Annotated in this window: 22 protein-coding genes; 14 read left to right on the top strand and 8 right to left on the bottom strand. The window is 54.7% G+C overall.

The genetic code is table 11. The features are described from left to right. Positions 1-186: 186 nt before the first annotated feature. On the top strand, positions 187-972 hold the full coding sequence (locus tag IEX86_RS08645) for a PhzF family phenazine biosynthesis protein (protein ID WP_188865719.1): 786 nt from the start codon (positions 187-189) through the stop codon (positions 970-972). Here the strand turns inward: IEX86_RS08645 and IEX86_RS08650 are convergent. Both IEX86_RS08650 and argF read right to left on the bottom strand, forming a co-directional pair. After that, on the bottom strand, positions 969-2,009 hold the full coding sequence (locus IEX86_RS08650) for an ABC transporter ATP-binding protein (RefSeq protein ID WP_188865720.1): 1,041 nt from the start codon (positions 2,007-2,009) through the stop codon (positions 969-971). The two genes, IEX86_RS08645 and IEX86_RS08650, sit on opposite strands and share 4 nt — an antisense overlap. Next, on the bottom strand, positions 2,006-2,923 hold the full coding sequence (gene argF, locus IEX86_RS08655; protein WP_188865721.1) for an ornithine carbamoyltransferase: 918 nt from the start codon (positions 2,921-2,923) through the stop codon (positions 2,006-2,008). Before argF ends, IEX86_RS08650 begins: the two co-directional genes overlap by 4 nt. A 331-nt stretch (positions 2,924-3,254) precedes the next feature. Here argF and IEX86_RS08660 point away from each other — a divergent pair, with 331 nt between their 5' ends. From IEX86_RS08660 to IEX86_RS08710, 11 genes are all read left to right on the top strand, one after another. Next, positions 3,255-3,686 carry a hypothetical protein gene (locus IEX86_RS08660; RefSeq protein ID WP_188865722.1) on the top strand — a complete coding sequence of 144 codons (432 nt, stop codon included), beginning with the start codon at positions 3,255-3,257 and terminating at the stop codon, positions 3,684-3,686. 228 nt (positions 3,687-3,914) lie between these two features. Next, entirely contained in the window at positions 3,915-4,241 is a 327-nt protein-coding gene (grxD, locus tag IEX86_RS08665; RefSeq protein ID WP_188865723.1) for a Grx4 family monothiol glutaredoxin, read from the top strand. Positions 4,242-4,797: 556 nt separating this feature from the next. Next, positions 4,798-6,792 carry an FUSC family protein gene (locus tag IEX86_RS08670; protein WP_188865724.1) on the top strand — a complete coding sequence of 665 codons (1,995 nt, stop codon included), beginning with the start codon at positions 4,798-4,800 and terminating at the stop codon, positions 6,790-6,792. Then, positions 6,779-6,982, top strand: coding sequence for a DUF1656 domain-containing protein (locus IEX86_RS08675; protein ID WP_188865725.1), 204 nt, complete (start codon positions 6,779-6,781; stop codon positions 6,980-6,982). The genes IEX86_RS08670 and IEX86_RS08675 overlap by 14 nt, the downstream gene beginning before the upstream one ends. Before the next feature lie 40 nt (positions 6,983-7,022). Then, on the top strand, positions 7,023-7,925 hold the full coding sequence (locus IEX86_RS08680) for an efflux RND transporter periplasmic adaptor subunit (RefSeq protein ID WP_188865726.1): 903 nt from the start codon (positions 7,023-7,025) through the stop codon (positions 7,923-7,925). Between the two features lie 292 nt (positions 7,926-8,217). Further along, entirely contained in the window at positions 8,218-8,526 is a 309-nt protein-coding gene (locus tag IEX86_RS08685; RefSeq protein WP_188865727.1) for a DUF485 domain-containing protein, read from the top strand. Next, positions 8,526-10,184 carry a cation acetate symporter gene (locus tag IEX86_RS08690; RefSeq protein WP_188865728.1) on the top strand — a complete coding sequence of 553 codons (1,659 nt, stop codon included), beginning with the start codon at positions 8,526-8,528 and terminating at the stop codon, positions 10,182-10,184. The genes IEX86_RS08685 and IEX86_RS08690 overlap by 1 nt, the downstream gene beginning before the upstream one ends. A gap of 60 nt (positions 10,185-10,244) precedes the next feature. Beyond that, positions 10,245-12,044 (top strand): DUF294 nucleotidyltransferase-like domain-containing protein, encoded by a 1,800-nt coding sequence (locus IEX86_RS08695; protein ID WP_188865729.1) that lies wholly within the window; start codon positions 10,245-10,247, stop codon positions 12,042-12,044. After that, on the top strand, positions 12,044-12,667 hold the full coding sequence (locus IEX86_RS08700) for a 3'-5' exonuclease (RefSeq protein ID WP_188865730.1): 624 nt from the start codon (positions 12,044-12,046) through the stop codon (positions 12,665-12,667). Before IEX86_RS08695 ends, IEX86_RS08700 begins: the two co-directional genes overlap by 1 nt. A gap of 174 nt (positions 12,668-12,841) precedes the next feature. Then, positions 12,842-13,000, top strand: a complete 159-nt coding sequence (locus tag IEX86_RS08705) for a DUF3309 family protein (protein WP_188865731.1) — start codon at positions 12,842-12,844, stop codon at positions 12,998-13,000. A 348-nt stretch (positions 13,001-13,348) separates the two neighbouring features. Next, positions 13,349-13,762 (top strand): hypothetical protein, encoded by a 414-nt coding sequence (locus IEX86_RS08710; protein ID WP_188865732.1) that lies wholly within the window; start codon positions 13,349-13,351, stop codon positions 13,760-13,762. 23 nt (positions 13,763-13,785) lie between these two features. Here the strand turns inward: IEX86_RS08710 and dacB are convergent, their stop codons facing one another. Next, positions 13,786-15,246 carry a D-alanyl-D-alanine carboxypeptidase/D-alanyl-D-alanine endopeptidase gene (gene dacB, locus IEX86_RS08715; RefSeq protein WP_188865733.1) on the bottom strand — a complete coding sequence of 487 codons (1,461 nt, stop codon included), beginning with the start codon at positions 15,244-15,246 and terminating at the stop codon, positions 13,786-13,788. Between the two features lie 658 nt (positions 15,247-15,904). On the opposite strand from dacB, the gene IEX86_RS08720 reads away from it, so the two are divergent. Continuing rightward, positions 15,905-16,060: a hypothetical protein gene (locus IEX86_RS08720; protein WP_188865734.1), complete on the top strand. Its 156-nt coding sequence runs from the start codon at positions 15,905-15,907 to the stop codon at positions 16,058-16,060. Further along, positions 16,050-17,078, top strand: coding sequence for a family 8 glycosyl hydrolase (locus tag IEX86_RS08725; protein WP_188865735.1), 1,029 nt, complete (start codon positions 16,050-16,052; stop codon positions 17,076-17,078). Before IEX86_RS08720 ends, IEX86_RS08725 begins: the two co-directional genes overlap by 11 nt. A gap of 41 nt (positions 17,079-17,119) precedes the next feature. Here IEX86_RS08725 and IEX86_RS08730 read toward each other — a convergent pair whose 3' ends face one another. The 5 genes from IEX86_RS08730 to IEX86_RS08750 all read right to left on the bottom strand — a co-directional run bounded on the left by IEX86_RS08730 (position 17,120) and on the right by IEX86_RS08750 (position 21,003). Then, positions 17,120-18,451: a deoxyguanosinetriphosphate triphosphohydrolase gene (locus IEX86_RS08730; protein ID WP_188865736.1), complete on the bottom strand. Its 1,332-nt coding sequence runs from the start codon at positions 18,449-18,451 to the stop codon at positions 17,120-17,122. Positions 18,452-18,567: 116 nt separating this feature from the next. Further along, positions 18,568-19,740: an EAL domain-containing protein gene (locus IEX86_RS08735; RefSeq protein WP_188865737.1), complete on the bottom strand. Its 1,173-nt coding sequence runs from the start codon at positions 19,738-19,740 to the stop codon at positions 18,568-18,570. Between the two features lie 129 nt (positions 19,741-19,869). Next, a complete protein-coding gene (locus tag IEX86_RS08740; protein ID WP_188865738.1) occupies positions 19,870-20,214 on the bottom strand; it encodes a hypothetical protein in 345 nt (114 codons plus the stop codon). Beyond that, positions 20,211-20,606, bottom strand: a complete 396-nt coding sequence (locus tag IEX86_RS08745) for a phage holin family protein (RefSeq protein WP_188865739.1) — start codon at positions 20,604-20,606, stop codon at positions 20,211-20,213. Before IEX86_RS08745 ends, IEX86_RS08740 begins: the two co-directional genes overlap by 4 nt. Before the next feature lie 16 nt (positions 20,607-20,622). Continuing rightward, the gene (locus IEX86_RS08750; RefSeq protein ID WP_188865740.1) at positions 20,623-21,003 is read right to left on the bottom strand and encodes an ElaB/YgaM/YqjD family protein; all 381 of its coding nucleotides are present in this window, start codon (positions 21,001-21,003) and stop codon (positions 20,623-20,625) included. Positions 21,004-21,075: the final 72 nt, after the last annotated feature.

Here is a 21,075-nt window from a genome sequence, read left to right on the forward strand (position 1 = left end):
ATTACAGCAGACGTTGAGTGTGCGCTTAGCACCTGAGCGTTTAGAGATGCCAGTGATCCGAGAGACCATGCACAGAGCGAGTTGCCCTGACTGTTTAGCTGTCATACACGGTGAACTGTACATTGTGACGTAGACACGTTTCGCTCATGCTGTACCAAGAACTCAAAAGAAAAGATGGAGCAAGCCATGCAACTCGACTTCCACCAAATCGATGCCTTTGCTGATCGTCCCTTTGTGGGCAACCCAGCGATGGTTTACCGCCTCGATGCATGGTTGCCAGACGATCTGATGCAAAAGATTGCAGCTGAACATAACTTGGCAGAAACAGCATTCATCCGGCGGGAAGGTGATGTCTGGCGTATCCGCTGGTTTACTCCAAAGGTTGAGATACCGTTGTGTGGCCATGCCACCCTGGCAGCCGCTTATGTACTCTTCAATGTGTATGAGGAGGCAGGAGATAAGATCGAATTCATTTCCCGTTCCGGTACTTTGCGCGCTTATAAGGAAGAGGATGGTCTGCTGGCGCTGGATTTTCCTGCACAGGTCCCGAGTGAGATCGGCTCCACCCCTGAGCTGGAACGTGCGCTGGGCATTAGCCCAGTCGATGTACTAGGTGCTGATAAAATGCTGGTTCTATTGGAGTCCGAGGAGGCGGTGCGTAACTGCAAGCCCGATTTTGCGGCTCTGGCGCGTCTGCGTTGGCCGGGAATCATCATTACCGCGCGAGGTGAGCGATACGATTTTGTGTCTCGATTCTTTGCGCCTGGCATAGGTATTAATGAAGATCCCGTTACCGGTTCTGCGCATTGCAGCCTGATTCCTTACTGGTCGCGGCGTTTGGCGAAGCGGATGCTACGAGCGTATCAGTGCTCGGAGCGGGGAGGGGAGCTCTGGTGCCGTCTGGACGGGGAGCGAGTCAGCATCGCTGGCCACGCGTACCGTGTTGCCAGCGGCCGTTTAATGCTTGATTAAATTTGTGCGGCGCTGAAGGTCGTCAGCGCCGTTGCCTTGACTGCGATGCCAATCTGCTCGCCAGCGTGGTGTTCAACGAAGCCCGGAAAGGCGGCTTCGACACGAGCCCCTGAGGCCAGTGCCAACTGGTAGCGAGTGCTTGCACCTAGAAAGACCTGACTGACCACGCGTGCTGTTAGTGGGCTCCCAGGCGTGTAAAGGATGTCGTCAGGTCGAAGAAGCACACGAAGCACATCACCTTCCTTGAAGTCTTTCTGCTTGGCCTTGATGACGCCAAGTTCCGTTCGTACCGATTCAAAATCAACTGCATTGCCTGGGATGAAAAAACCCTGGCCTACAAACGTAGCCACAAAAGGTGTAGCCGGAGTTTGATACAAGCGTCCAGGTGTATCCCATTGCTCAAGATGCCCATGTTGGAAAACGCCTACTTTATCGCTTACCGCAAAGGCCTCTTCCTGATCATGAGTCACCAGAATGGCACTGGTGCCCCGTGCCTTCAAAATATCCCTGACTTCATTGCTGAGCGAGCGGCGGAGCTCAACGTCCAGGTTGGAAAAGGGCTCATCCATCAGCAGCAGGCGAGGAGAGGGAGCTAGCGCGCGGGCCAGGGCAACACGTTGTTGTTGGCCGCCGGACAGTTCATGAGGATAGCGTTGGGCCAGGTGCTCCAGTTTAACCAGAGCCATTAGCTCACTGGCAATCCGTGCGCGCTCAGGATGTTTGCGGATACCAAAAGCGATGTTATCTGCCACGCTCAGGTGAGGAAACAAGGCATAGTCTTGAAAGACCATGCCGATTTCACGCTTCTCAGGCGCCAGGGTAAATCCAGCCCGGGAAATAACGTGATCAGCCAGCCAAATTTCGCCCTGTATGACAGGCTCAAATCCGGCGATAGCGCGCAGTGTAGTGGTTTTCCCGCACCCGGACGGACCTAGCAGACAGCCGATCTCTCCAGATTCGAGTGACAGGCTTAGGTCGTTTACAACTGTACTGTCGGCATAACCGCAGGCCAGGTGGCTAAGTGTAAGGATGCTCATGCGTTAAGGGTGTGGGGAATCAGGAATTCCATCAATGCCTTTTGTGCATGCAGACGATTTTCTGCTTCATCCCACACAACCGCACGGGGATCTTCCAGAAGGTCATGGCTGACTTCTTCGCCGCGATGAGCAGGAAGGCAATGCATAAACAGGACGTCATGGCTGGCCTTGTCCAGCAGCTCACGTGAGACCTGATAATCCTTGAAGGTTTGCAGACGGATTTTTGATTCTTCTTCCTGACCCATGGATGTCCAAACGTCAGTACTGACCAGATGAGCGCCTTCCACAGCCTCTTTTGGATCACGAACAATCTGGATACGGTCGCCTGCGCGCTCGACAAAGCGGGCGTTGGGTTCAAAGCCCTCAGGGCAGGCCACGCGTAATGTGAAATCCAGCTGTTCGGCAGCTTCTATATAGCTATTGCACATATTGTTGCCATCACCAATCCACGCAACCACCTTGCCCTGAATGCTGCCACGATGCTCGAAGAACGTCTGCATATCGGCCAATAGCTGGCATGGATGGAGGTCATCTGACAGGCCATTGATGACCGGAACCTCAGAGTTCTTGGCAAAGGTAGTCAGGGTGCTGTGGGCATATGTACGAATCATGACACCATCAAGCATCCGGGACATGACACGAGCGCAGTCATCTACCGGCTCGCCGCGACCTAGCTGAGTATCACGGGGGGACAGGAAAATGGCCTGACCGCCCAGTTGAATCATGCCCGCCTCAAAGGACAGACGCGTACGAGTCGAGGCCTTCTCGAAAATCATGCCGAGGACACGGTTTTTCAATGGCTCGTGGCTGACACCTCGACTACGTAGTTCTTTCAGCTCAATGCCACGGCGGATCAGCTGCAACAGCTCATCGGGAGTGCAGTCCATGAACGAAAGAAAATGCCGAGCGCTCATCATCAGTACCTATGAATACAGGCCAGGAGTGCCGGCCGGCTTCAAGGAAAACAGGCTACACCCAAGGCAACTGCCGCACCTGTGCGGAGGAAAGGGAAAGGCCGGATCTTATAAGTAATTTATATATTTGCGCAAATCCCTGGCGAGGTGGCAGAAAAGAGGAGATTGCAACCGGTTATTACGCAAAAGGTAAAACTTCACAAAGATTGGAAAATTGCTCCGCTACGGTTGTTACATTTTTGTTAAATGACTACTATGCCGCCCGCCTTTCGAGGCGATGTTATTACCCCGCAACGGGGTTATTGGAAAATTGTATGCAAAGGAGTATTGCATGAAACGCGTAGTGTATGCCGCTGCCTTCTCTACCTTGGCCCTGCTCACTGGCTGTGCCAGCCAGAACGTAAGTCAACCTGCTCTGCCTCTGGGTGGCACGGTTGATACCGGTCTGAAAGCAGACGTCAAAGTAGGCGAAACAATCACAGGTCAGTCTTCCGTAAACGTTCTGTTCGGTATGCTGAAGCTGGGTGGTGATAGCAAGTTCGCAGACGGCGTAACTTATGGCGGTGGTGAAGGTGGTTTTGCTCTGGGACTGGATCCAGTTTCCTCGGCCAAAGCTGCTGCAGCTTACAAGGCTGTCAAGGCTTCGGGTGCTGACGTAATCGTTGCTCCGCGTTATGAAGTCGATGTTCAAGACTACGTGGTGTACAAGGCCGTCAACGTAAAAGTGACTGGCCAGAAAGGCACCATCAGCTCTATCCACTAAGGATAAGCTCGAACCGGCGGACATGGAGTTCGCCGGTTCGAAGAGAAACACTGCAGCGTTCACCTTTCCCTCCGTCAATCTCCCTTCCTGCGTCAAGTTCATCATCATTAGGCTTGTAAGTCGTTTCTGCTGTCCTCATATGTTAGGACGGGTGGCCAGAGGCAAAGCCGAGCGTTTTACTGGGTTTTCCGTTACACTGGTCAGCACTGAAATTCAGCGAGGTGCACCGTGGATATCATCGAAACGATCAAAGAGCAGATCGCCAATAACCCCGTTCTTCTTTACATGAAAGGCTCCCCCAATGCTCCGCAGTGCGGTTTCTCTGCCCGTGCCTCGCAAGCGTTGATGGCGTGCGGTGAGAAGTTCGCTTATGTGGACATTCTGCAAAACCCTGAAATTCGGGCCAGCCTGCCCAAGTATGCTAATTGGCCAACCTTCCCCCAGCTGTGGGTGGGCGGTGAGTTGATAGGCGGTAGCGACATCCTGTTGGAGCTGCACGAAAAAGGTGAGCTTCAGCAAATCGTTAAGGGCGCTGCGGGTAAAACCGAGGCCTGATTGGCTCTCCAGATGAACGTCTGGTAACCAATTGGGTTTTGACTGCCTGGGTTGTCCGGTAGTCAGCCGAATTCAACAAAGCCCCGCTTCGGCGGGGCTTTGTTTTACTGGCGTGATGATAGAAGAAGGCTTTGGCAGGCCTTGATCGTTGCGCCTATTTCTTTGCCACCAGGGGCTAGTCATACGTTTCTTGTTGGTGCGTGGGGCGACAGTCGATCAGATCATGGCTCTTCAGTATTCCCAATACGATGCCTTTATCTTCGTGTTTGCGTTGTCCGAATAGCTGTGATTATCGTACCGATGCTGCTCAGTGCAGCGAGAATCCGCCTGCTATTGATCTGGAATTAGAGTCACTGCAATGGCCAGCTTGGCATGAGCTGCAAGGCTCATAGGGCCGTCCCTGGTTGGCCTTACTGTTTATTGCCGCTGCCCTATGCCTGCAAGCTGGTGTTACCTGGAAGCATAACGAATAGTTTGCCTAACAGTGCCCAGGCGGGTAAGGAACTTCCTGCTCCGTTCGTGAGCCTATCGGTCATCACCCAACGATAATAAGCACGTGCGTATTCCCTGGCAGGTTTTTCTCGCGCCTAGCCCTTTGGCGCTCAAGTTCGCGATCAAGACGCTTTTTGCAGCGTGCTTAGCCTTATGGCTTGCGTTTCGTTTCGACCTTGAGCAACCGACCTGGTCAATGATGACAGTTTTTATCGTGTCGCAGCCATTGTCAGGCATGGTCATAGCCAAGGGGCTGTTTCGTCTGATTGGCACAGTGGTCGGAACGATTATGTCCGTGGTGCTGATTGGCCTGTTCGCCCAGGCACCCTGGGCTTTTCTATTGGCTATGGCGCTCTGGCTCGGGCTCTGTACCGCTGCCTCAACCTTGCTGCGTAATCATGTGTCCTACGCGTTCGTCCTGGCAGGCTATACCGTAGCGATTATTGGTCTACCTGCTATTTCTCAGCCGCTGGAAGTGTTTGATCAGGCGGTCGCCCGCTGCACGGAAATCTGTATGGGCATCATTGTGGCGTCCATTGTCAGTTCGGTGATCTGGCCGCAGCGGGTGGAGCAAAATCTGAGTCAGCAGGCTGGCAAAGTGTGGCTGGCGGGTTTGCAGGCAGCACGGGCTGAAGTCTCAGAGGATGAGACCGCAGCGACTGGCCTGCTGGGAGTATTTGGTCAAATCGTAGCTGTCGATGCGCAGCGCGACCATACGTGGTTCGAAGGCTACCGAGGCCGTCAGCGGGCCAGGGCACTTCGGCTATTCTGTCGGGAGCTGCTGAGCATGTTGCGCACTTCGCGAGGTGTGGCTCGCCAATGGCGTAACCTTGAGCCGGATGAGCGAGAGGCAATCACACCCTGGCGTGAAAAAGCGATTCAGCATCTTGATCCGTTTGATCCTGCAGCCGCCGAAGCGATACTCAATCAACTGCGAAGCAATCTCACTGATCCACGTTATAGCAACGATCAGCGCTACTTTTTGGCTCGACTGGGGATCTTGCTTGGTAAAGCCCTGACGGCTTACCAGGCGGAACAGGCTGTTGCACGAGGTGTTGCAGACGACAGCGCTCCCTCAGCGCTGTCCTGGCATCGGGACATCCAGACGGCATTGCTCTACGGTATGCGCAGTGCAGTGGCATTATTGGGGCTTGCTATCTTCTGGCTTAATACCGCCTGGCCTGCTGCGACCGGTGCCATGCTGCTAGGTGCTGTTTTATGCAGCCTATTTGCCAATCGTGATAATGCTGTTCAGATCGGTTTGAGTTTTCTTCGCGGTATTGCCTACGCCTTTTTGGTAGCCATTATCGTAAGCCAGGCCGTGTTGCCTTCATGGTCTGGATTTCCGTTGTTGTGCCTGGGAATGGGTGTTCCGCTGTTTTTTGCTGCACTTGGAATGGCCGGGCCACCCGCGGTTGTTGGTACGGCTACGGCTTTTGCGCTGCATTTCATTGTGTTGGTTGCGCCAAACAACCATACCCGCATGGATATGGCGAATCTGCTCAATCAAGCGCAGGCACTGGTCATTGGTGTAGGTTTTGCGGTGGTGATCTTTCGTTTGATCACACTTCGTCACCCCAAACGCTTGATCCGGCGAATCCTCTCGGCAACAACCTATGACTTGCAACGGCTGACGGAGCGGCCTTTGAGCATTGCTGAAACCTGGTTCGGGGGCCGTATGGCTGACCGACTGCTGCAGCTGGCGCGCAACATAAACCTGATGCCGCTCAATGAACGCCGCCGCTGGCATGATGGCCTGCTGGCATTGGATCTGGGTAACGAACTCTTGCATCTGCGTGCCTGCCTTGAAGGCGCAAACGGACCGCTGGCGATAGAGCGTGACCGATTTTTACAGGCGTTTGCGGCTGCATTGTCGGATGGGCTAGAGCATGTGCATCCAGGACAGCTGGATGAGCCCGCGAATCGATTGCGCTCCGCATTGGAGGCGGTAACAGAACCGGATGAGCCTAAGCGCCTGGCCTATGGTGCGGTCCGCCAACTGCAACGAACCTGGATGATGTGGTGCCAATCGCTTGAGGATAACCATGGACCTGTATGAGTGGGCCATCGGCGGCATATACCTGAGCCCGCTATTTCTTTATGCGGTAGTGGCTTTGCTGCTGACAGGAGTGATTCGGCTAGCCATGCATACACTTCATGCAAGCCGCTGGATCTGGCATGAGGCACTTTTCGGGTGCGCCGTATTTCTACTGCTGCTGGCAGCGATTACCTGGGTTGCCGCGACGTAGGCTGGCCAGTGGTATATGAACGCTTAGATAAGGGGGCATGATGCGCAAGGTGGCTCGGGTGGTAATTACCGTAGTCGTGGTAGTACTGGCGGTGCTGGCTGGCTTGTGGCTGTGGCGCTTTTACATGCTGTCGCCTTGGACCCGCGATGCGCGTGTCCGGGCAGACGTTGTTGTGGTTTCGCCCGATGTAGCAGGCTGGGTGACCCATTTGCCCGTCAAGGATAATCAGCGGGTCAAGAAAGGCGACCTGATTATGCAGATCGACCGGGAGCGCTATCAGGCTACGCTCAACCACGCCCGCGCCGTTGCCGATACGCGAAAACAGCAACTACGGTTACGTGAAAGTGAAGCCGAGCGCCGTAATCGACTGGGCGTCAGCGCCATCAGCGCCGAGGATCGAGAAAATGCACAGATCAATGCTGCCGTTGCAAGAAGTCAGTACCAGGAAGCGCTGACGGAGGTCCGTCTGGCTGAGCTCAACCTGAAGCGTAGTCAGGTCCTGGCCCCTCGCGAAGGACGGATCACAAACTTGCGATTCGCTGAAGGCAACTATGTACGGACCGGTGAGGCTGTTATGGCGCTGATCGATACACAGTCCTTCTACATCATGGCCTATTTCGAGGAGACCAAGATTCCGCATATTGCGGTAGGGGATGAGGTCAATATCCGCCTGATGAGCCACAGCGGCGTTCTTAAAGGACGCGTAGCCAGTATCAGTAGCGGGATTACCGATCGCAATGCAAGTCCAGATGAACAGCTTTTGGCAGAAGTCCAGCCTACCTTCAATTGGGTAAGACTGGCGCAACGCATTCCTGTCCGTGTAGAGCTTTCTGATGTGCCTCCAGGGGTCCAGCTCAGTGCTGGAATGACCGCTAGCGTTTCAGTGCTGGATTCTAGCGGGCATCATCCGCTGGAAGGATGGCGCAGCCTCTGGGACTACTAAACACGGTTATTGATCTACCAGGCAACCCTGGGCATCGGGCGGCCTACAAATAACCAGGGCATGCTGTTGTTATTTCTCTCAATAAAACGAGCATGTTCGGCTTATGGTCAGTCCGTTTGTAGCGCTGACTATGCGGTCTCAAAGACGCTGTTGGCTGGTGTATTCAAGCCCTTGCTCCTAGCCCTTTGAAACAACTCTTTTTCCCGGTTACGACTAAAGTCGTCTGGCTGTCAGGTACTGGTAGCCTAGAGTACAAGTCGACGATCCCCGTCACGCTGTGAGGACAACAATAATGAACGACAGCATCTACCGGCGGATAGAACAAAATCCGCAATTCAAAGAACTGGTTGCCAAGCGTGAGCGTTTTGCCTGGCTGCTTTCCCTGATCATGTTAGGACTTTACGCCGGCTTCATCCTGCTCATCGCCTTTGCGCCACACATTTTGGGTGCTCGCATTAACCCGGATAGCCCAATCACCTGGGGCATTCCGATCGGCGTCGGTTTGATTCTTTCTGCTTTTATCCTGACCGGTGTCTACGTTCGCCGTGCCAACGGTGAGTTCGACCAGCTCAACCGTGCCATCTTGAAGGAGGTCCAATAATGAAGGCGCCTCTTTCTTCGGTAATGGGACTGGCCCTGTTCGCTCCGACTGCCTGGGCAGCGGATGCTTTGACCGGCGCTGTTCAACGGCAACCTTTGAACGTGGCCGCCATTTTAATGTTTGTTGCTTTCGTAGCAGGAACATTGGGGATCACTTATTGGGCCTCCAAGCGCAACCGTTCAGCGGCTGACTACTACGCCGCCGGCGGACGCATTACCGGCTTTCAGAACGGTTTGGCGATTGCAGGCGACTATATGTCTGCCGCCTCCTTTCTAGGTATTTCCGCGCTGGTATTTACCTCTGGCTATGATGGCTTGATTTACTCCATCGGCTTTCTGGTCGGCTGGCCGATCATCCTGTTCCTGATAGCCGAACGCCTGCGTAACCTGGGCAAATATACGTTTGCCGACGTAGCCTCCTATCGCCTAAAGCAAATGGAAATTCGTACGCTGTCGGCCTGCGGCTCGCTGGTGGTGGTGGCGTTATACCTGATCGCCCAGATGGTAGGTGCCGGTAAGCTGATCCAACTGCTGTTCGGACTCGACTACCATATTGCAGTGATTCTGGTCGGCATCCTGATGGTCATGTACGTGTTGTTTGGCGGTATGCTGGCCACTACCTGGGTGCAGATCATCAAGGCGGTACTGCTGCTTTCAGGCGCAAGCTTCATGGCTATCATGGTGATGAAGTCAGTCAACTTCGACTTCAATGCCTTGTTCTCCCAAGCCATTGCCGTTCACCCCAAGGGTGAGGCCATTATGAGTCCTGGTGGTCTGGTAAAAGACCCAATCTCAGCCTTCTCTCTGGGTCTGGCGCTGATGTTTGGTACAGCAGGTCTGCCGCACATTCTCATGCGCTTCTTCACGGTGAGTGATGCCAAAGAAGCTCGTAAGAGCGTGTTCTATGCAACTGGCTTTATCGGTTACTTCTACATCCTGACCTTTATCATCGGCTTTGGCGCGATTCTGCTTGTTAGCACTAACCCGGCATTCAAGGATGCGGCAGGCGGCCTGATTGGCGGTAACAATATGGCAGCGGTGCATCTGGCCAATGCGGTTGGCGGCAGCATCTTCCTGGGCTTTATCTCGGCAGTAGCGTTTGCGACCATTCTGGCAGTAGTGGCAGGCTTGACGCTGGCCGGTGCGTCGGCGGTTTCCCACGACCTGTATGCCAGTGTGATCAAGAAAGGTAATGCCAACGAGAAGGACGAGTTGCGTGTCTCCAAAATCACAACGATTACCTTGGGTGTAGTTGCGATTGGCCTGGGTATCCTGTTCGAGAAGCAGAACATCGCTTTCATGGTGGGTCTGGCATTCTCCATCGCAGCCAGCTGTAACTTCCCGGTACTCTTACTCTCGATGTACTGGAAGAAACTCACTACACGTGGTGCCATGATTGGTGGTTGGCTGGGGCTGATTACGGCCGTAGGTCTGATGATCCTGGGTCCGACCATTTGGGTTACCATCCTTGGGCATGAAAAGGCGATCTACCCGTATGAGTATCCGGCACTCTTCTCCATGCTCGTAGCCTTCATCGGTATCTGGTTCTTCTCGATCACCGACAAGTCCACTGCGGGTAATGAAGAGCGTGCCCGGTTCTTCTCGCAATTTGTTCGCTCCCAGACTGGCCTCGGCGCTTCCGGCGCAGCGGCTCACTAAGTCGTATTGAATCGGCAGGTCCAGTTGGGCCTGCCGTTTTCATTTCAGGCGATTCGTTTCATGCCGGATAATTTCAACTTCGAAGCAGCGCCGTTCGATACGCTCAGCGAGTACGAACGCAACCTGCTTCGCTCGGCATTATCGGTCGGGTATTACGTGCCGGGCGAGACATTGATCGAGCCGGGTAGCACCACGCTTGCGCTCTATATCGTGCTAAAGGGCGTAGTCGAAGAACGCGGCAAAGACGACCAATTGTTTGCCCACTATGGGCCAGACGATCTCTTTGATGTGCGAGGCCTGTTTGCCGGTCAGACCCGACATGCCTACCGGGCTGTTGAAGAAAGCATCGTCTACGAACTCAACGCCAAGATGTTTCACGAACTGTGCGAGCGTAATGCGCCGTTTGCCAGTTACTTTCAGGCGAGCCTTGCGGCCAAGCGGCAACTGGCGCGCCGGGATGGACAGAACCTGGCGGAGTTCATACTGACCCGCATCGCTCGCGAGCACTTGCTGCCTGCTGTAGAAGTCAGCGCTGACCTTTCATTGGGCGAGGCGGCTCGTACACAGCTGGAGGTCGGGGCTGATGCCTTGCTGGTTCGGCTCGAGGGCGGTTTTGAAGGCCTCGGCATTGTAACGAGAACAGATCTGATGGCCGCCCACTTCCAGCGAAGGCTGAGTGACGATACGCCTGTTGGGACGCTAGCACACCAGCCGTTGGCTGTTGTAGAGCTGGGGGACTTCTTGTTTGACGCCATGATCCTTATGACCCGCCAGCGTATTGAGCGGGTGGTGGTCAGGCAGGGCAGTCAACCGGTTGGCCTGCTGCATCTGACGCAGGTGCTAAGCCTGTTTTCTACCCATTCTCACGTTTTGGCACTGCGCATTGCCCGCGCCGAAACGCTTGATGAGCTGCAGCGAGCAGCCGAAACGCTGGATACCCTGATTGCTACCTTGGAGGGTAACGGCATCCGGCTGCGCTTTATCATGCAGTTGGTTAGCGCACTTAACGAGCAATTGTTGGCGCGGGTATTCGAACAGAGTGTTCCTGCGGCCTTTCGCTCCCGATGTTGCCTTGTCGTCATGGGCAGCGAAGGGCGAGGGGAGCAATTGCTCAAAACGGATCAGGATAATGCCCTGATCCACGCGGATGACATTTCGAGCGAGGATGCTCTGACCTGGATGGCTCACTTCAATGAGGCGCTCAAGGGATTTGGTTACCCACAATGCCCTGGTGGTGTAATGGCTTCAAATGCGCTGTGGTGCAAGTCTGTGAGTGAGTGGCGGCATGAGCTTCAGACTGCGGCTCAGGAGGGGCGCCCTGAGCAATTGCTACGGCTGTCTATCCTGATGGATGCCTATCCTGTGGCGGGTAATGAGCATTGGTTCAGCAGTATACAGGCGCAGCTGAGCACCTGGTCAGACCAGGGGGAGCGTTGGTTGAGTGATATGGCGCTGGCTGCCTTGCAGTTCGATACACCACTGACGCTGTTTGGTGGGCTTAAGACTTCGGGCGAGCGGCTGGATATCAAACGTGGCGGTCTGTTTCCCATTGTTCATGGCGCTCGAATATTGGCCCTGCGCAAAGGGCTCATGGTGCGTGGTACTTTGGCTAGGTTGCAGGTCTTGGGTAAGCACGGCGTGCTGGATCAACATATGGCCGATAACCTTGCCGAGACGTTTGAGCTGTTCGTGCAGCTACGATTGTCCCAGCAACTGGCAGGCGACAGAAGCGGACTGAGGCAAGGCCTTGATGTCTCAAGGCTTAGTCGAGCAGAACGCGACCTGCTGCGTTTCAGCCTGCATGTTGTCAAAAAATTCAAGCAAACCCTGGGACGTCAGTTTCATCTGGATACCCGTTGATGTCCGTGTACATATCAAGACCTGATCTACATTGGCCACTTTGGCGGCAGCGCCTGCATTGGTGGCGGCATGACCCCATGAAAGCCGATGAAATCATCTCGCTGGATCTGGAAACTACCAGCCTTGATCCACGGCGAGCCGATATTCTCAGTATTGGTGCTGTACTCATTCGCCAGGGAAAGATGTTGGTGGGGGAGCGCCTGGAGCTGTATGTCGAGCCGCCGCCCAGCCTGGATGCCGAGTCAATTCGCATTCACAAGCTACGTCGCATGGATCTGGAGGGGCAGCTCAATATTAGGGAGGCTCTAGAGCACTTGCGCGGCTTTATCGGTAATCGTCCGCTGCTCGGCTATTACGTATCCTTCGATATTGCAGTGCTCAATCGTCACTTTAGGCGTTATGGAATGCCTCGGCTGACAAACCCCCGGATCGAGGTATCAGCCCTCTATCATCGCAAGGTCAGCCGTTTATTTCCTGATGTGCATCTGGATCTACGGTTTGACACGTTGTCACGTGCGCTGGATATACCGGTCACGGGGCGGCATACCGCTCTTGGAGATGCACAAACGGTTTCGCTGATGTTTCTAAAGCTATTGAAAGGTCCGGTACCCAAGCCGTATTGATCAGGCGCAATAGTGTGCTCCCGGTCAACAAGCAAAACGGTTGCAGGACTTTTCCCAAGGGATAGCAGTCCGATAGTACAGGTACGCTTTCTTCTTATTCTGCGACTTCAGGGTCTCGGTCATGGGAAGCGACCTGTGCAGTGGATTCCCATAGCGGTTATAAGGAGATACATCATGTCGCTGACGACTATATTGGTTCTGGTGCTGCTTGTTCTGCTGATTGGTGGTTTACCTGTGTTCCCGCATTCGCGTAGCTGGGGATATGGTCCATCCGGGATCGTAGGGGCACTGCTGGTTGTACTGCTCGTACTGCTTTTGTTAGGAATGATCTAGCATTACCTGCTCAAGACTAAAAAGTATTGTTTATCAACAGGTTAATAATGCTCTAAGGTTGGCTTTACCTGCCTTCTTGCCCTTGCTTGGTGCGTCGGAGAAAATTCTTGCCCAAAGAGGTGCAACAGGGTAGGGTTCTTGTTACCGGCCTGCCTTGCCGATGTCAGTTGTGAGATAAAACCAGAGCCAAGCGCTGCTTGCTCTGGTTTTATCTTTTCTGCACCACCCCTTTTTATTCACTCGTCTCAGTGCCTTGCATCACGGAGTGATCATTCAGGTGCTGTACGAGATTCAACCGACCAAGCGGCTGTGATAAAAGCCAAAGGAGTATTGAAGAGGGAGTGTTCCGTGGATTCGGAATCCATTGTGTATGGCTACATCAAGGATTGGCCGACGAGCGACTCCATGGAGCGCCGGATGCGTCGAGCATTGAACCGTCGTGTCCTCTCCAATCTTCCTCATGGCACCTGGGCGTTTCTGGGGAAAGAGATGTTCAGCCAGTGCGAACAAGCTGGAGCAGGACTTTATCGAACGCAAGTCATTCACTTTGGCGCCAGTTACGAAGGCGTCGAGTACGAATGGAAATTGTGGGTCGAGGAGTTCGAAGCTTTGCTCAAGCGCCTGTACTGGGCCAATGCCATAGTACATCTGGAAACAGGGCTGAACGGTACCCATACGTTTCGCTGGGAGTCGGAAAAGGGCTTCCATAGCCCGCAGGAAGACGATCTGCGGGCACGTTGCGCCTGGGAGCGAGAGGGCTAAGCGCCCTCCCGTCGTTGCTGTTCTCAGCGGACGGCAGTGCTGTCCTGTCTGGTACGGTTGTACAGATCTATTACAACTTGATCCAACACTGTAGAGGCTCCCCAAGGGCGGCTACTGTTCAGGATTGCTACTACAGCCCATGTTCTTCCAGTAGCGTCTCGGCTGAAACCAGCCAGAGCGCGTACGTTATTGAGTGTCCCTGTCTTCATGTGCGCCTGCCCGATCAAGGGCGTGTTTTTCAAACGCTTGCGCAAGGTGCCGTCCATGCCGGCAATCGGTAGCGAGGAGATGTACTCGTAGGCGTAAGGGCTTTGCCAGGCGGCCTGAAGAATCTGACCCATTTCCCGAGCACTGACGCGCTCATCGCGGGACAGTCCTGAGCCATTTTCCATGACCAGATGGGTAGCCGTTATGCCTTTACGGGCCAGCCACTGACGGATCACACGCTGTGCTGCCACACCATCATTTGCATCTGCACTGGTACGGTATTGGGCACCAATCGATAAGAACAGCTGCCGCGCCATGGTGTTATTACTGTATTTATTGACGTCGCGAATGATCTCGACCAAATCCGGCGAGAAAGAACGGGCCAGCAGCTCGGCACTCTTGGGTACAGTTCCTTCACGATCCTTACCCATGATGGTGCCGCCCAGCTCCTTCCAGATAGCGCGCACGGCACCTGCGGTGTAGCTTGGGTGATCCAGCAGGGACAGGTAGCTCTGAGCGCTGCAGCCGCTAGGGAGGTTTCCCGTCACAATAAGGGCGGTGCCGTCGGCCTGTGTAACTGGGCTGAAGCGGATTTCCGGCCAGGCAGGGCACTTGCCTTTACCTACAGCCTTAACTTGGTTTTCGATTCGCACATTGGTCAGCGGCGGATCCATCGAGACGTTGGCCTTGCCGTCATCGGCGCGGATAACCATGCGTACCGACTTCAGGTTAACCATCAGAGCGTCCGGGCCTACCAGAAAAGGTTTGTTCTCATCGTTGCCGTCATCGTTAAAGACTGGCAGTTCGGGTTTGATGAAGCGGCCGCGATCCAGAACCAGATCACCATTGACCTGCGTAACGCCGTTGGCGCGCAGATCACGCATCATCAACCAGAGTTTTTCCATATTCAGTTTTGGGTCGCCGCCGCCTTTGAGATACAGGTTGCCATTGAGTATCCCGTTATGGAGCTGGCCGTCGGTGTAAAACTCTGTCTTCCACTGATAGGTAGGGCCTAGCAGCTCCAGCGCAGCAAACGTAGTGATGAGCTTCATGGTGGACGCTGGGTTAACGGAAACATCAGCGTTGTAATAGTCAGCGGTTCCGTTGGCATCCAGTGGAATCATGACCAGGGAAAGCTCGTCATTGGCCAATTTGTTCTTCTGCATGATCTGCTGCACCTTGGGAGGTAGCATAGCGGTATCAGCGTAGGTCAGCGCAGGTACACCAAGAGGAAGTAGGCCTAACGCCAGCGAAACGGAGCGGAAAAATTTCAGCATTAAAAACCCCAAAAGAAGGCCGGGCCGAGATGAAAAGGTAATAGCCGGGCGATCTATTACAAGAAGCAGACATTATGCAGCAAACCGGTTTTTAGCCAATACAGCGCGTGAAATGACTATCACGTGCTGTCAGCTTTCCATCTGTACGAACTAAAAGGCCATTTATCTGGCAGGCTTCTATGATGTGACAAATATCGCCAAAAGTAATGATCGGTTGTTCGTTAGGCATCGAGTAAACGGCAAATGGCTATACAGATGATTTCTGTCCTGAACAAGCACAACACTCGACTACATTAACAGCCTTAATGACGAAAACCTGAACCAGCAGTCTGAGACATCGATATCGATACAGACGCATCATGCGCTCGGCTGGGCCTTTCTCGATGCCACTGAAGACCACTTCCGCCCGGGAAGGCCCTGCAGTCGAGCATGGCGCTCCTTGAAGGGCAGGGCTATGTCAGCGGCGCTCGGTACAAGGGCAGCAGCGATAGCAGGTTCGCGCTCAATACTGAGGCTAAACTCGAATACAGCCTGGGTAAGCAGACCAAGGCAGGTGTTGGAGAAATTTCTCAACAAACACTGGAAGGCCATGGGTTAAGGCTGGGTCCGTTTAAGTGCGCAGGGCAAGGCTATATAAATCGAGCATGGCGCTTATCCTATGCTGGAACGTTCCGAGCGCTGGGGCGAGAGCCGGGCTGCTGTGTTGGAGGGGCTGTATGAGTGCATATTCCAGGCGCAGGGTGAAGGCCCGCGCCTACAGGTGGGTCTGGGCGAATCACCTAAGGGTGCATTGGTCTTTTGCTGTGCAGGTTAAACGGTGGGGATGTGCAACCCTGGCCGCGCTTTGCCTGACCACCACAGCGGCCCTGGCTGAACCTTTGAGCTGTCAGCATGGCTGGGGCGTATACCAGCAGCGGTTCATAACAGCAGACGGGCGTGTTACGGACACAGGCAACCAAGGCATCAGTCATTCCGAGGGCCAGGGTTATGCGATGTTAATGGCCGAGGCCAGTGGTGATCGCAGGACGTTTAACCGACTCTGGCAGTGGACGAAAAAAACGCTGCAACGTGAGGATCGTTTGTTCTCATGGCGGTACGACCCGCAGGCAAAGCCAGCAGTGACTGATCGTAATAACGCATCCGATGGCGATCTGCTTATTGCCTGGGCGTTGCTACGAGCCGGAGAGCGCTGGCACGAATCTGCCTATACAAACGCTTCAAAAAGTATCCGCAAGGCGATCCAGGTGCATCTGGTCCAACGGGAGCCGGGTTATACAATACTGTTGCCAGGACTTGAGGGTTTCAAGCGCCCGGATGGGACGGTTATCAACCTGTCGTACTGGATATTTCCAGCACTGCAAGCCTTTACGCGTGTCGATCCAAAGGGGCCTTGGACTGAGCTGTTCGAGAGTGGTAAGCGCCTGATCCAAACAGCACGGTTCGGTGAGGCTAAACTGCCGTCTGACTGGATTGTCATGGATGCCGCTGGCACCTTGAGGCCTGCTCAGGGCTGGCCGTCACGTTTTGGATTCGATGCTGTTCGCGTACCGCTGTATGGTGCCTGGGCAGGCATGGGTAGAGAGGACGAGTGGGGCGCCGTCAGCACGTTCTGGCACAGCAAGGACCCAGCTTCACCGCCCGCATGGATCGATCTGATGTCTGGCGAGGTTGCACCTTATGCTGCATCCTGGGGCGTGCTGAGTATTCGCGCGCTGGTTGATGGTCAGCTGCAACCGCTGCAACGGGAAGTGCTTGAGCAGGAAGATTATTACTCGTCATCCTTGCTGATGCTAAGTCAGATTGCCCAGGGAAACTGCTCGAGCGCAAAGTAAAGTCTTCAGCCGCTCACAACGGTGAGCGGCTGAGTGCTTTATCAGACGGGGCTTGAGCGGCCGGTCATTTCGCGCGCCATTTCGGTGGCATAGCTGTCCGTCATGCCGGCGATAAAATCGATCACACGCATGAATGAGCGATACAGGGGCCAGTTTGGGTCCGGTGCGTTATTGCCCAAAAGATCCAGAATGCGGCGATGCTTGAAGGACGGCTCACGTCCACGGTGTTGTTCCAAGGCTGCGCCGCAGAACGCATTGAGCAAGATTTCGAGCGTTGTGTAGGCGCCGATCTCATGCAGCGTCTTGCGCTTGTCCTGGAAAATCTTTTCACGAGCCATGGCCTTGGCGCGCTGCACGCATAGTTTGGCAGGACCATCCATATGCTCGACCAGATCGTCTTCCAATGTGCCAGCGAGCAGGGCGTCCTGCTGTTCGACGAACGCGCGTGCCGTGGCATTCGTCAGATGTTCAATAGCCTTGCCACGCAGGATGGCCAGCTTGCGACGGCGCGAATCCTGGGGTCCCAGTTGACGATAGGTTTCGGGTAGGTCGTCACCCACAAGGCCGAGCAGCAGCGCTTCTACTTCAGCATAGGTAAGCAGGTCCATTTCCAGACCGTCTTCCAGGTCGATCAAGGCATAGCAGATGTCATCGGCGGCTTCCATGAGGTAAACCAATGGATGCCGGGCCCAGCGCTCCTCGCCGAGCAGAGGAATGCCCAGCTTGTCGGCAATCTGTTCAAGCAGCGGCAGCTCGCTCTGGTAGCAGCCGAACTTATGCTTCTTGTAACCGGGTGCCTCGGCGTAGCGGGACGTCCAGGGATACTTTAAATAAGTTCCGAGCGTGGCATAGGTAAGGCGGGTTCCTCCATCGAACTGGTGGTATTCCAGCTGCGTCAGGACGCGAAAACCTTGAGCATTACCCTCGAAGTGCAGGAAATCATCGCGCTCGATATCGCTCATGTCATCCAGCCAGCCACGGCCGGCTGCCTGGGCAAACCAATGGCGGATAGCATCTTCGCCTGAGTGCCCAAACGGCGGATTGCCAATATCGTGCGCAAGACACGCTGACTGTATGATCACACCCAGATCGCTGGGGTCGCACCAATCCGGCAGCTGATGGCGCAGGCTTTCGCCCACACGCATGCCGAGCGAGCGGCCCACACAGGCGACTTCAAGGCTGTGAGTCAGACGAGTATGGATATGGTCGTTGCTGCTGACCGGATGCACTTGTGTCTTACGGCCCAGGCGGCGAAAGGCCCCTGAGAAGATGATGCGGTCGTGATCTTTATGAAACGGGCTGCGGCCTAGTTCGGCAGTGCTGTGCACGGCCTTGCCAAGGCGTTCGCGGGTTAGAAGTGTTTGCCAGTCCAAGGCCTACCTCGCAACAACGGTTTTCGTGTGACGTAACCTAGCAGGCTTGTGCCTATAGGTGATACTGGGGCATTGCCTATACGATAGACCTTCTTAAGTCAGCAGGTGTTTTGTGACTAAGACTCCGTCAGGAACGAGGCGTCAATGTCGATCAGTAGAGGCCGTTGTCCTTGAGCAATGAACTGACCTGCCGTTATGCAGTACTGGTTGCTGGTAGCATCGCGGTAAATGGTGGAAAGATTGAGGCGGCGTTCATCCATACCTTCGGCGAGCAGGCTGTAAAAATAGGGGCGCCATGACCAGTTATGATTCAGGTAGCGGCGGTTCTCCTGCCAGAACATACCGTTCCACTCAAGATTTGGGGTGATCTGGGTGCCATGACGATCGCACTGATACAGGCGCAGCAGCCAGGGTAAGTCATGGGGGAGAGGGAGGGCACTGATCATTGAATGCCCCTCTGCCCAAGACCGTACATCCTGAATGAAGCGCGACAACTGCTGGCGCAGCTCCATGAGCCTGGAGCGTTCTTGCAGTTTGTGCTGCACATAACGTGTTCGTAATGCCGCGAAGCGCTCAAGGTAAGCATCGGCCTGTTGAAACTGCTCACTAGCCTGCGCAAAAAGAAAGCCCTGCACATAGCGCGCGCCACATTCCAGTGCAAACTCCAGCTCTTCCTCTGTTTCAACCCCTTCAGCAATGATCCGGCAGCCGGTTTTTTCGGCCATTAGAGCCATTGCCTTGACGACTTCACTGCTCGGCCCGCCTCGGACGGCGGCTTGAAACAAGCGCATATCGAGTTTAAGAATATCTGGCGCCAGATCCATTATCCGATCCAATTGTGAGTAACCTGCGCCAAAGTCATCAATGGCAACTCGTGCGCCTGCGGCACGGTAACGGCGGACTACCTCCAGCAAACGCTGTTGATTTCCTGTTAACTCGGTAATTTCGAACACGATACGTCGCGGGTCAATGCCATAGCGCTCGACTTGCCTGAGGCTTGGCAGAGGCTGATCGGCCGGAGCGCGGCTGATCCAGCGAGGTGAAATATTCAGGCTCAGGAACCAATCTGGCGGTGCCTCCCGAAAGCGACTCAACGCATTATCGCGGATATCGCGATCCAGCTGGCGAAGGTCCAGCGATGAAACTTTGCGTGAAGCAAACAAAGGACCTACAGAGCGATAACTACCGTCAGCCTGACGTAGGCGACCCAGGGCTTCAATACCGGCAATCTGCCCGGTAGCCGTGTCGATGAAGGGTTGGAAAAAGGCGAGGGGATGTCCTGTGAGCACATTCATTCCTGTTGGAGCGGCCAACCAGCGGTTGACACAAAAAAGGGATGTCCCTTTTCTCTCGCAAGAATGCGGCCAATGTTTTCCAGGTGTAGAGCTGATGCCTGGCGCGTCCGTGCGCCAGTCTCCTCAAGGGTAGGGGTGGTGAGGCCCCTGTTGAGGGGTATGCTGACCTTGGCGTGCGGCTTGGTAACGTTTGACAAACGGATAGACCGCAAGGCCTACGCGTGCCAGACGGCCAATGGGCCCCAAGCGCTTGCCAAACAACGATAGCAGCAGCGTTGCGCCAATGATCAACGGGCCCTTGGACTGAGTAGCTACATCTTTTGGGCGGATCATGTCTTTCAAGGTCCCGAGTGGGTTGTGCAAAGGCTCGGCGTTGTACACGATTTGCTGGCGATACAGCTCCATACGCAGCCGCACCATTTCCTTGCGCTTCTGGCGGCTGACGGCCGCCGTTAGAGGTTGGTTCATGGCAACAGGCGCTCCCGATTACGGGCCAGCTCTTCGAGCGTGGCATGGAACGGAGGATTACCCTTTATCAGGCTCATGGCCTTCCAGACGCACAGTGCCATGGCTACGGCATAAGCGGCTGAGAGTAAAAGGGTTGCCAGCAGGCGATGAGTATCCCAGAACGCAATGATGACGGCCGCCGATAGCCCCACCAGGACTAGCAAACCGAAAATCAGGCTTAGGCCGGTTAGCAGGAACAACTTGAAGGTACGAACCTTCTCTTCCTGAACCTCGATACCTAGCAATTCGAGATGACTCTGGACCAGGCCAACTGCCGCACCGGCCATTCGCTTTAGGGACGGCTTGGGCGCTTCGTCTGGTATCTCATGGGGAGTCGGCGGTGTCACGTCCATTCATCCCACTCCTTTATCAGCGACGGGTGAATAACAGGCCTACTACAAAGCCGATACCGGCTGCGATGCCTACGGACTTCAGCGGGTGCTCGATCACATATTCTTCAGTGGTCTGAACGGCTGCGCGGCTTTGGTCGTATACCATGGACTGCTGAGCCTTGAGTGTTTCACGGGCACGGGCCAGGGTATCGGTCAGGCGGCCACGGGCTTCATCCATCTGCTCGCTCGAGGAGGAGGACGAACCCTTGAGCAGACGCTCGGCATCCGCGATCAGTGCAGAAAACTCTGTAGTGATTGCATTTTGAACATTACGCAAGTTTTCACGGTGAGTCTGCTTTTGAGAGCTGGAACCGGTTTGGTCTTCCTGAGAAGGTGGAAGAACGCTTTCCATTGTCATATCGATACTCCTTGCAAAGATCGTGAAAGATTGAATTTCATTTGCTTCAGCGGGTTCGAACCCGTCTGGGCG

This window comes from Pseudomonas asuensis (genome assembly GCF_014646755.1).
In the GTDB taxonomy this organism is placed as follows: domain Bacteria; phylum Pseudomonadota; class Gammaproteobacteria; order Pseudomonadales; family Pseudomonadaceae; genus Chryseomonas; species Chryseomonas asuensis.

What these genes read in the sequence shown, in the direction of transcription:
- argF (WP_188865721.1), bottom strand. Translation starts at nt 2,923, where the DNA reads ATGAGCGCTCGGCATTTTCTTTCGTTCATGGACTGCACTCCCGATGAG.
- IEX86_RS08740 (WP_188865738.1), bottom strand. Translation starts at nt 20,214, where the DNA reads ATGAACCAACCTCTAACGGCGGCCGTCAGCCGCCAGAAGCGCAAGGAA.
- dacB (WP_188865733.1), bottom strand. Translation starts at nt 15,246, where the DNA reads ATGCTGAAATTTTTCCGCTCCGTTTCGCTGGCGTTAGGCCTACTTCCT.
- IEX86_RS08745 (WP_188865739.1), bottom strand. Translation starts at nt 20,606, where the DNA reads ATGGACGTGACACCGCCGACTCCCCATGAGATACCAGACGAAGCGCCC.
- IEX86_RS08695 (WP_188865729.1), top strand. Translation starts at nt 10,245, where the DNA reads ATGCCGGATAATTTCAACTTCGAAGCAGCGCCGTTCGATACGCTCAGC.
- IEX86_RS08645 (WP_188865719.1), top strand. Translation starts at nt 187, where the DNA reads ATGCAACTCGACTTCCACCAAATCGATGCCTTTGCTGATCGTCCCTTT.
- IEX86_RS08650 (WP_188865720.1), bottom strand. Translation starts at nt 2,009, where the DNA reads ATGAGCATCCTTACACTTAGCCACCTGGCCTGCGGTTATGCCGACAGT.
- IEX86_RS08700 (WP_188865730.1), top strand. Translation starts at nt 12,044, where the DNA reads ATGTCCGTGTACATATCAAGACCTGATCTACATTGGCCACTTTGGCGG.
- IEX86_RS08750 (WP_188865740.1), bottom strand. Translation starts at nt 21,003, where the DNA reads ATGACAATGGAAAGCGTTCTTCCACCTTCTCAGGAAGACCAAACCGGT.
- IEX86_RS08720 (WP_188865734.1), top strand. Translation starts at nt 15,905, where the DNA reads ATGCTGGAACGTTCCGAGCGCTGGGGCGAGAGCCGGGCTGCTGTGTTG.
- IEX86_RS08685 (WP_188865727.1), top strand. Translation starts at nt 8,218, where the DNA reads ATGAACGACAGCATCTACCGGCGGATAGAACAAAATCCGCAATTCAAA.
- IEX86_RS08690 (WP_188865728.1), top strand. Translation starts at nt 8,526, where the DNA reads ATGAAGGCGCCTCTTTCTTCGGTAATGGGACTGGCCCTGTTCGCTCCG.
- IEX86_RS08705 (WP_188865731.1), top strand. Translation starts at nt 12,842, where the DNA reads ATGTCGCTGACGACTATATTGGTTCTGGTGCTGCTTGTTCTGCTGATT.
- IEX86_RS08680 (WP_188865726.1), top strand. Translation starts at nt 7,023, where the DNA reads ATGCGCAAGGTGGCTCGGGTGGTAATTACCGTAGTCGTGGTAGTACTG.
- IEX86_RS08675 (WP_188865725.1), top strand. Translation starts at nt 6,779, where the DNA reads ATGGACCTGTATGAGTGGGCCATCGGCGGCATATACCTGAGCCCGCTA.
- IEX86_RS08660 (WP_188865722.1), top strand. Translation starts at nt 3,255, where the DNA reads ATGAAACGCGTAGTGTATGCCGCTGCCTTCTCTACCTTGGCCCTGCTC.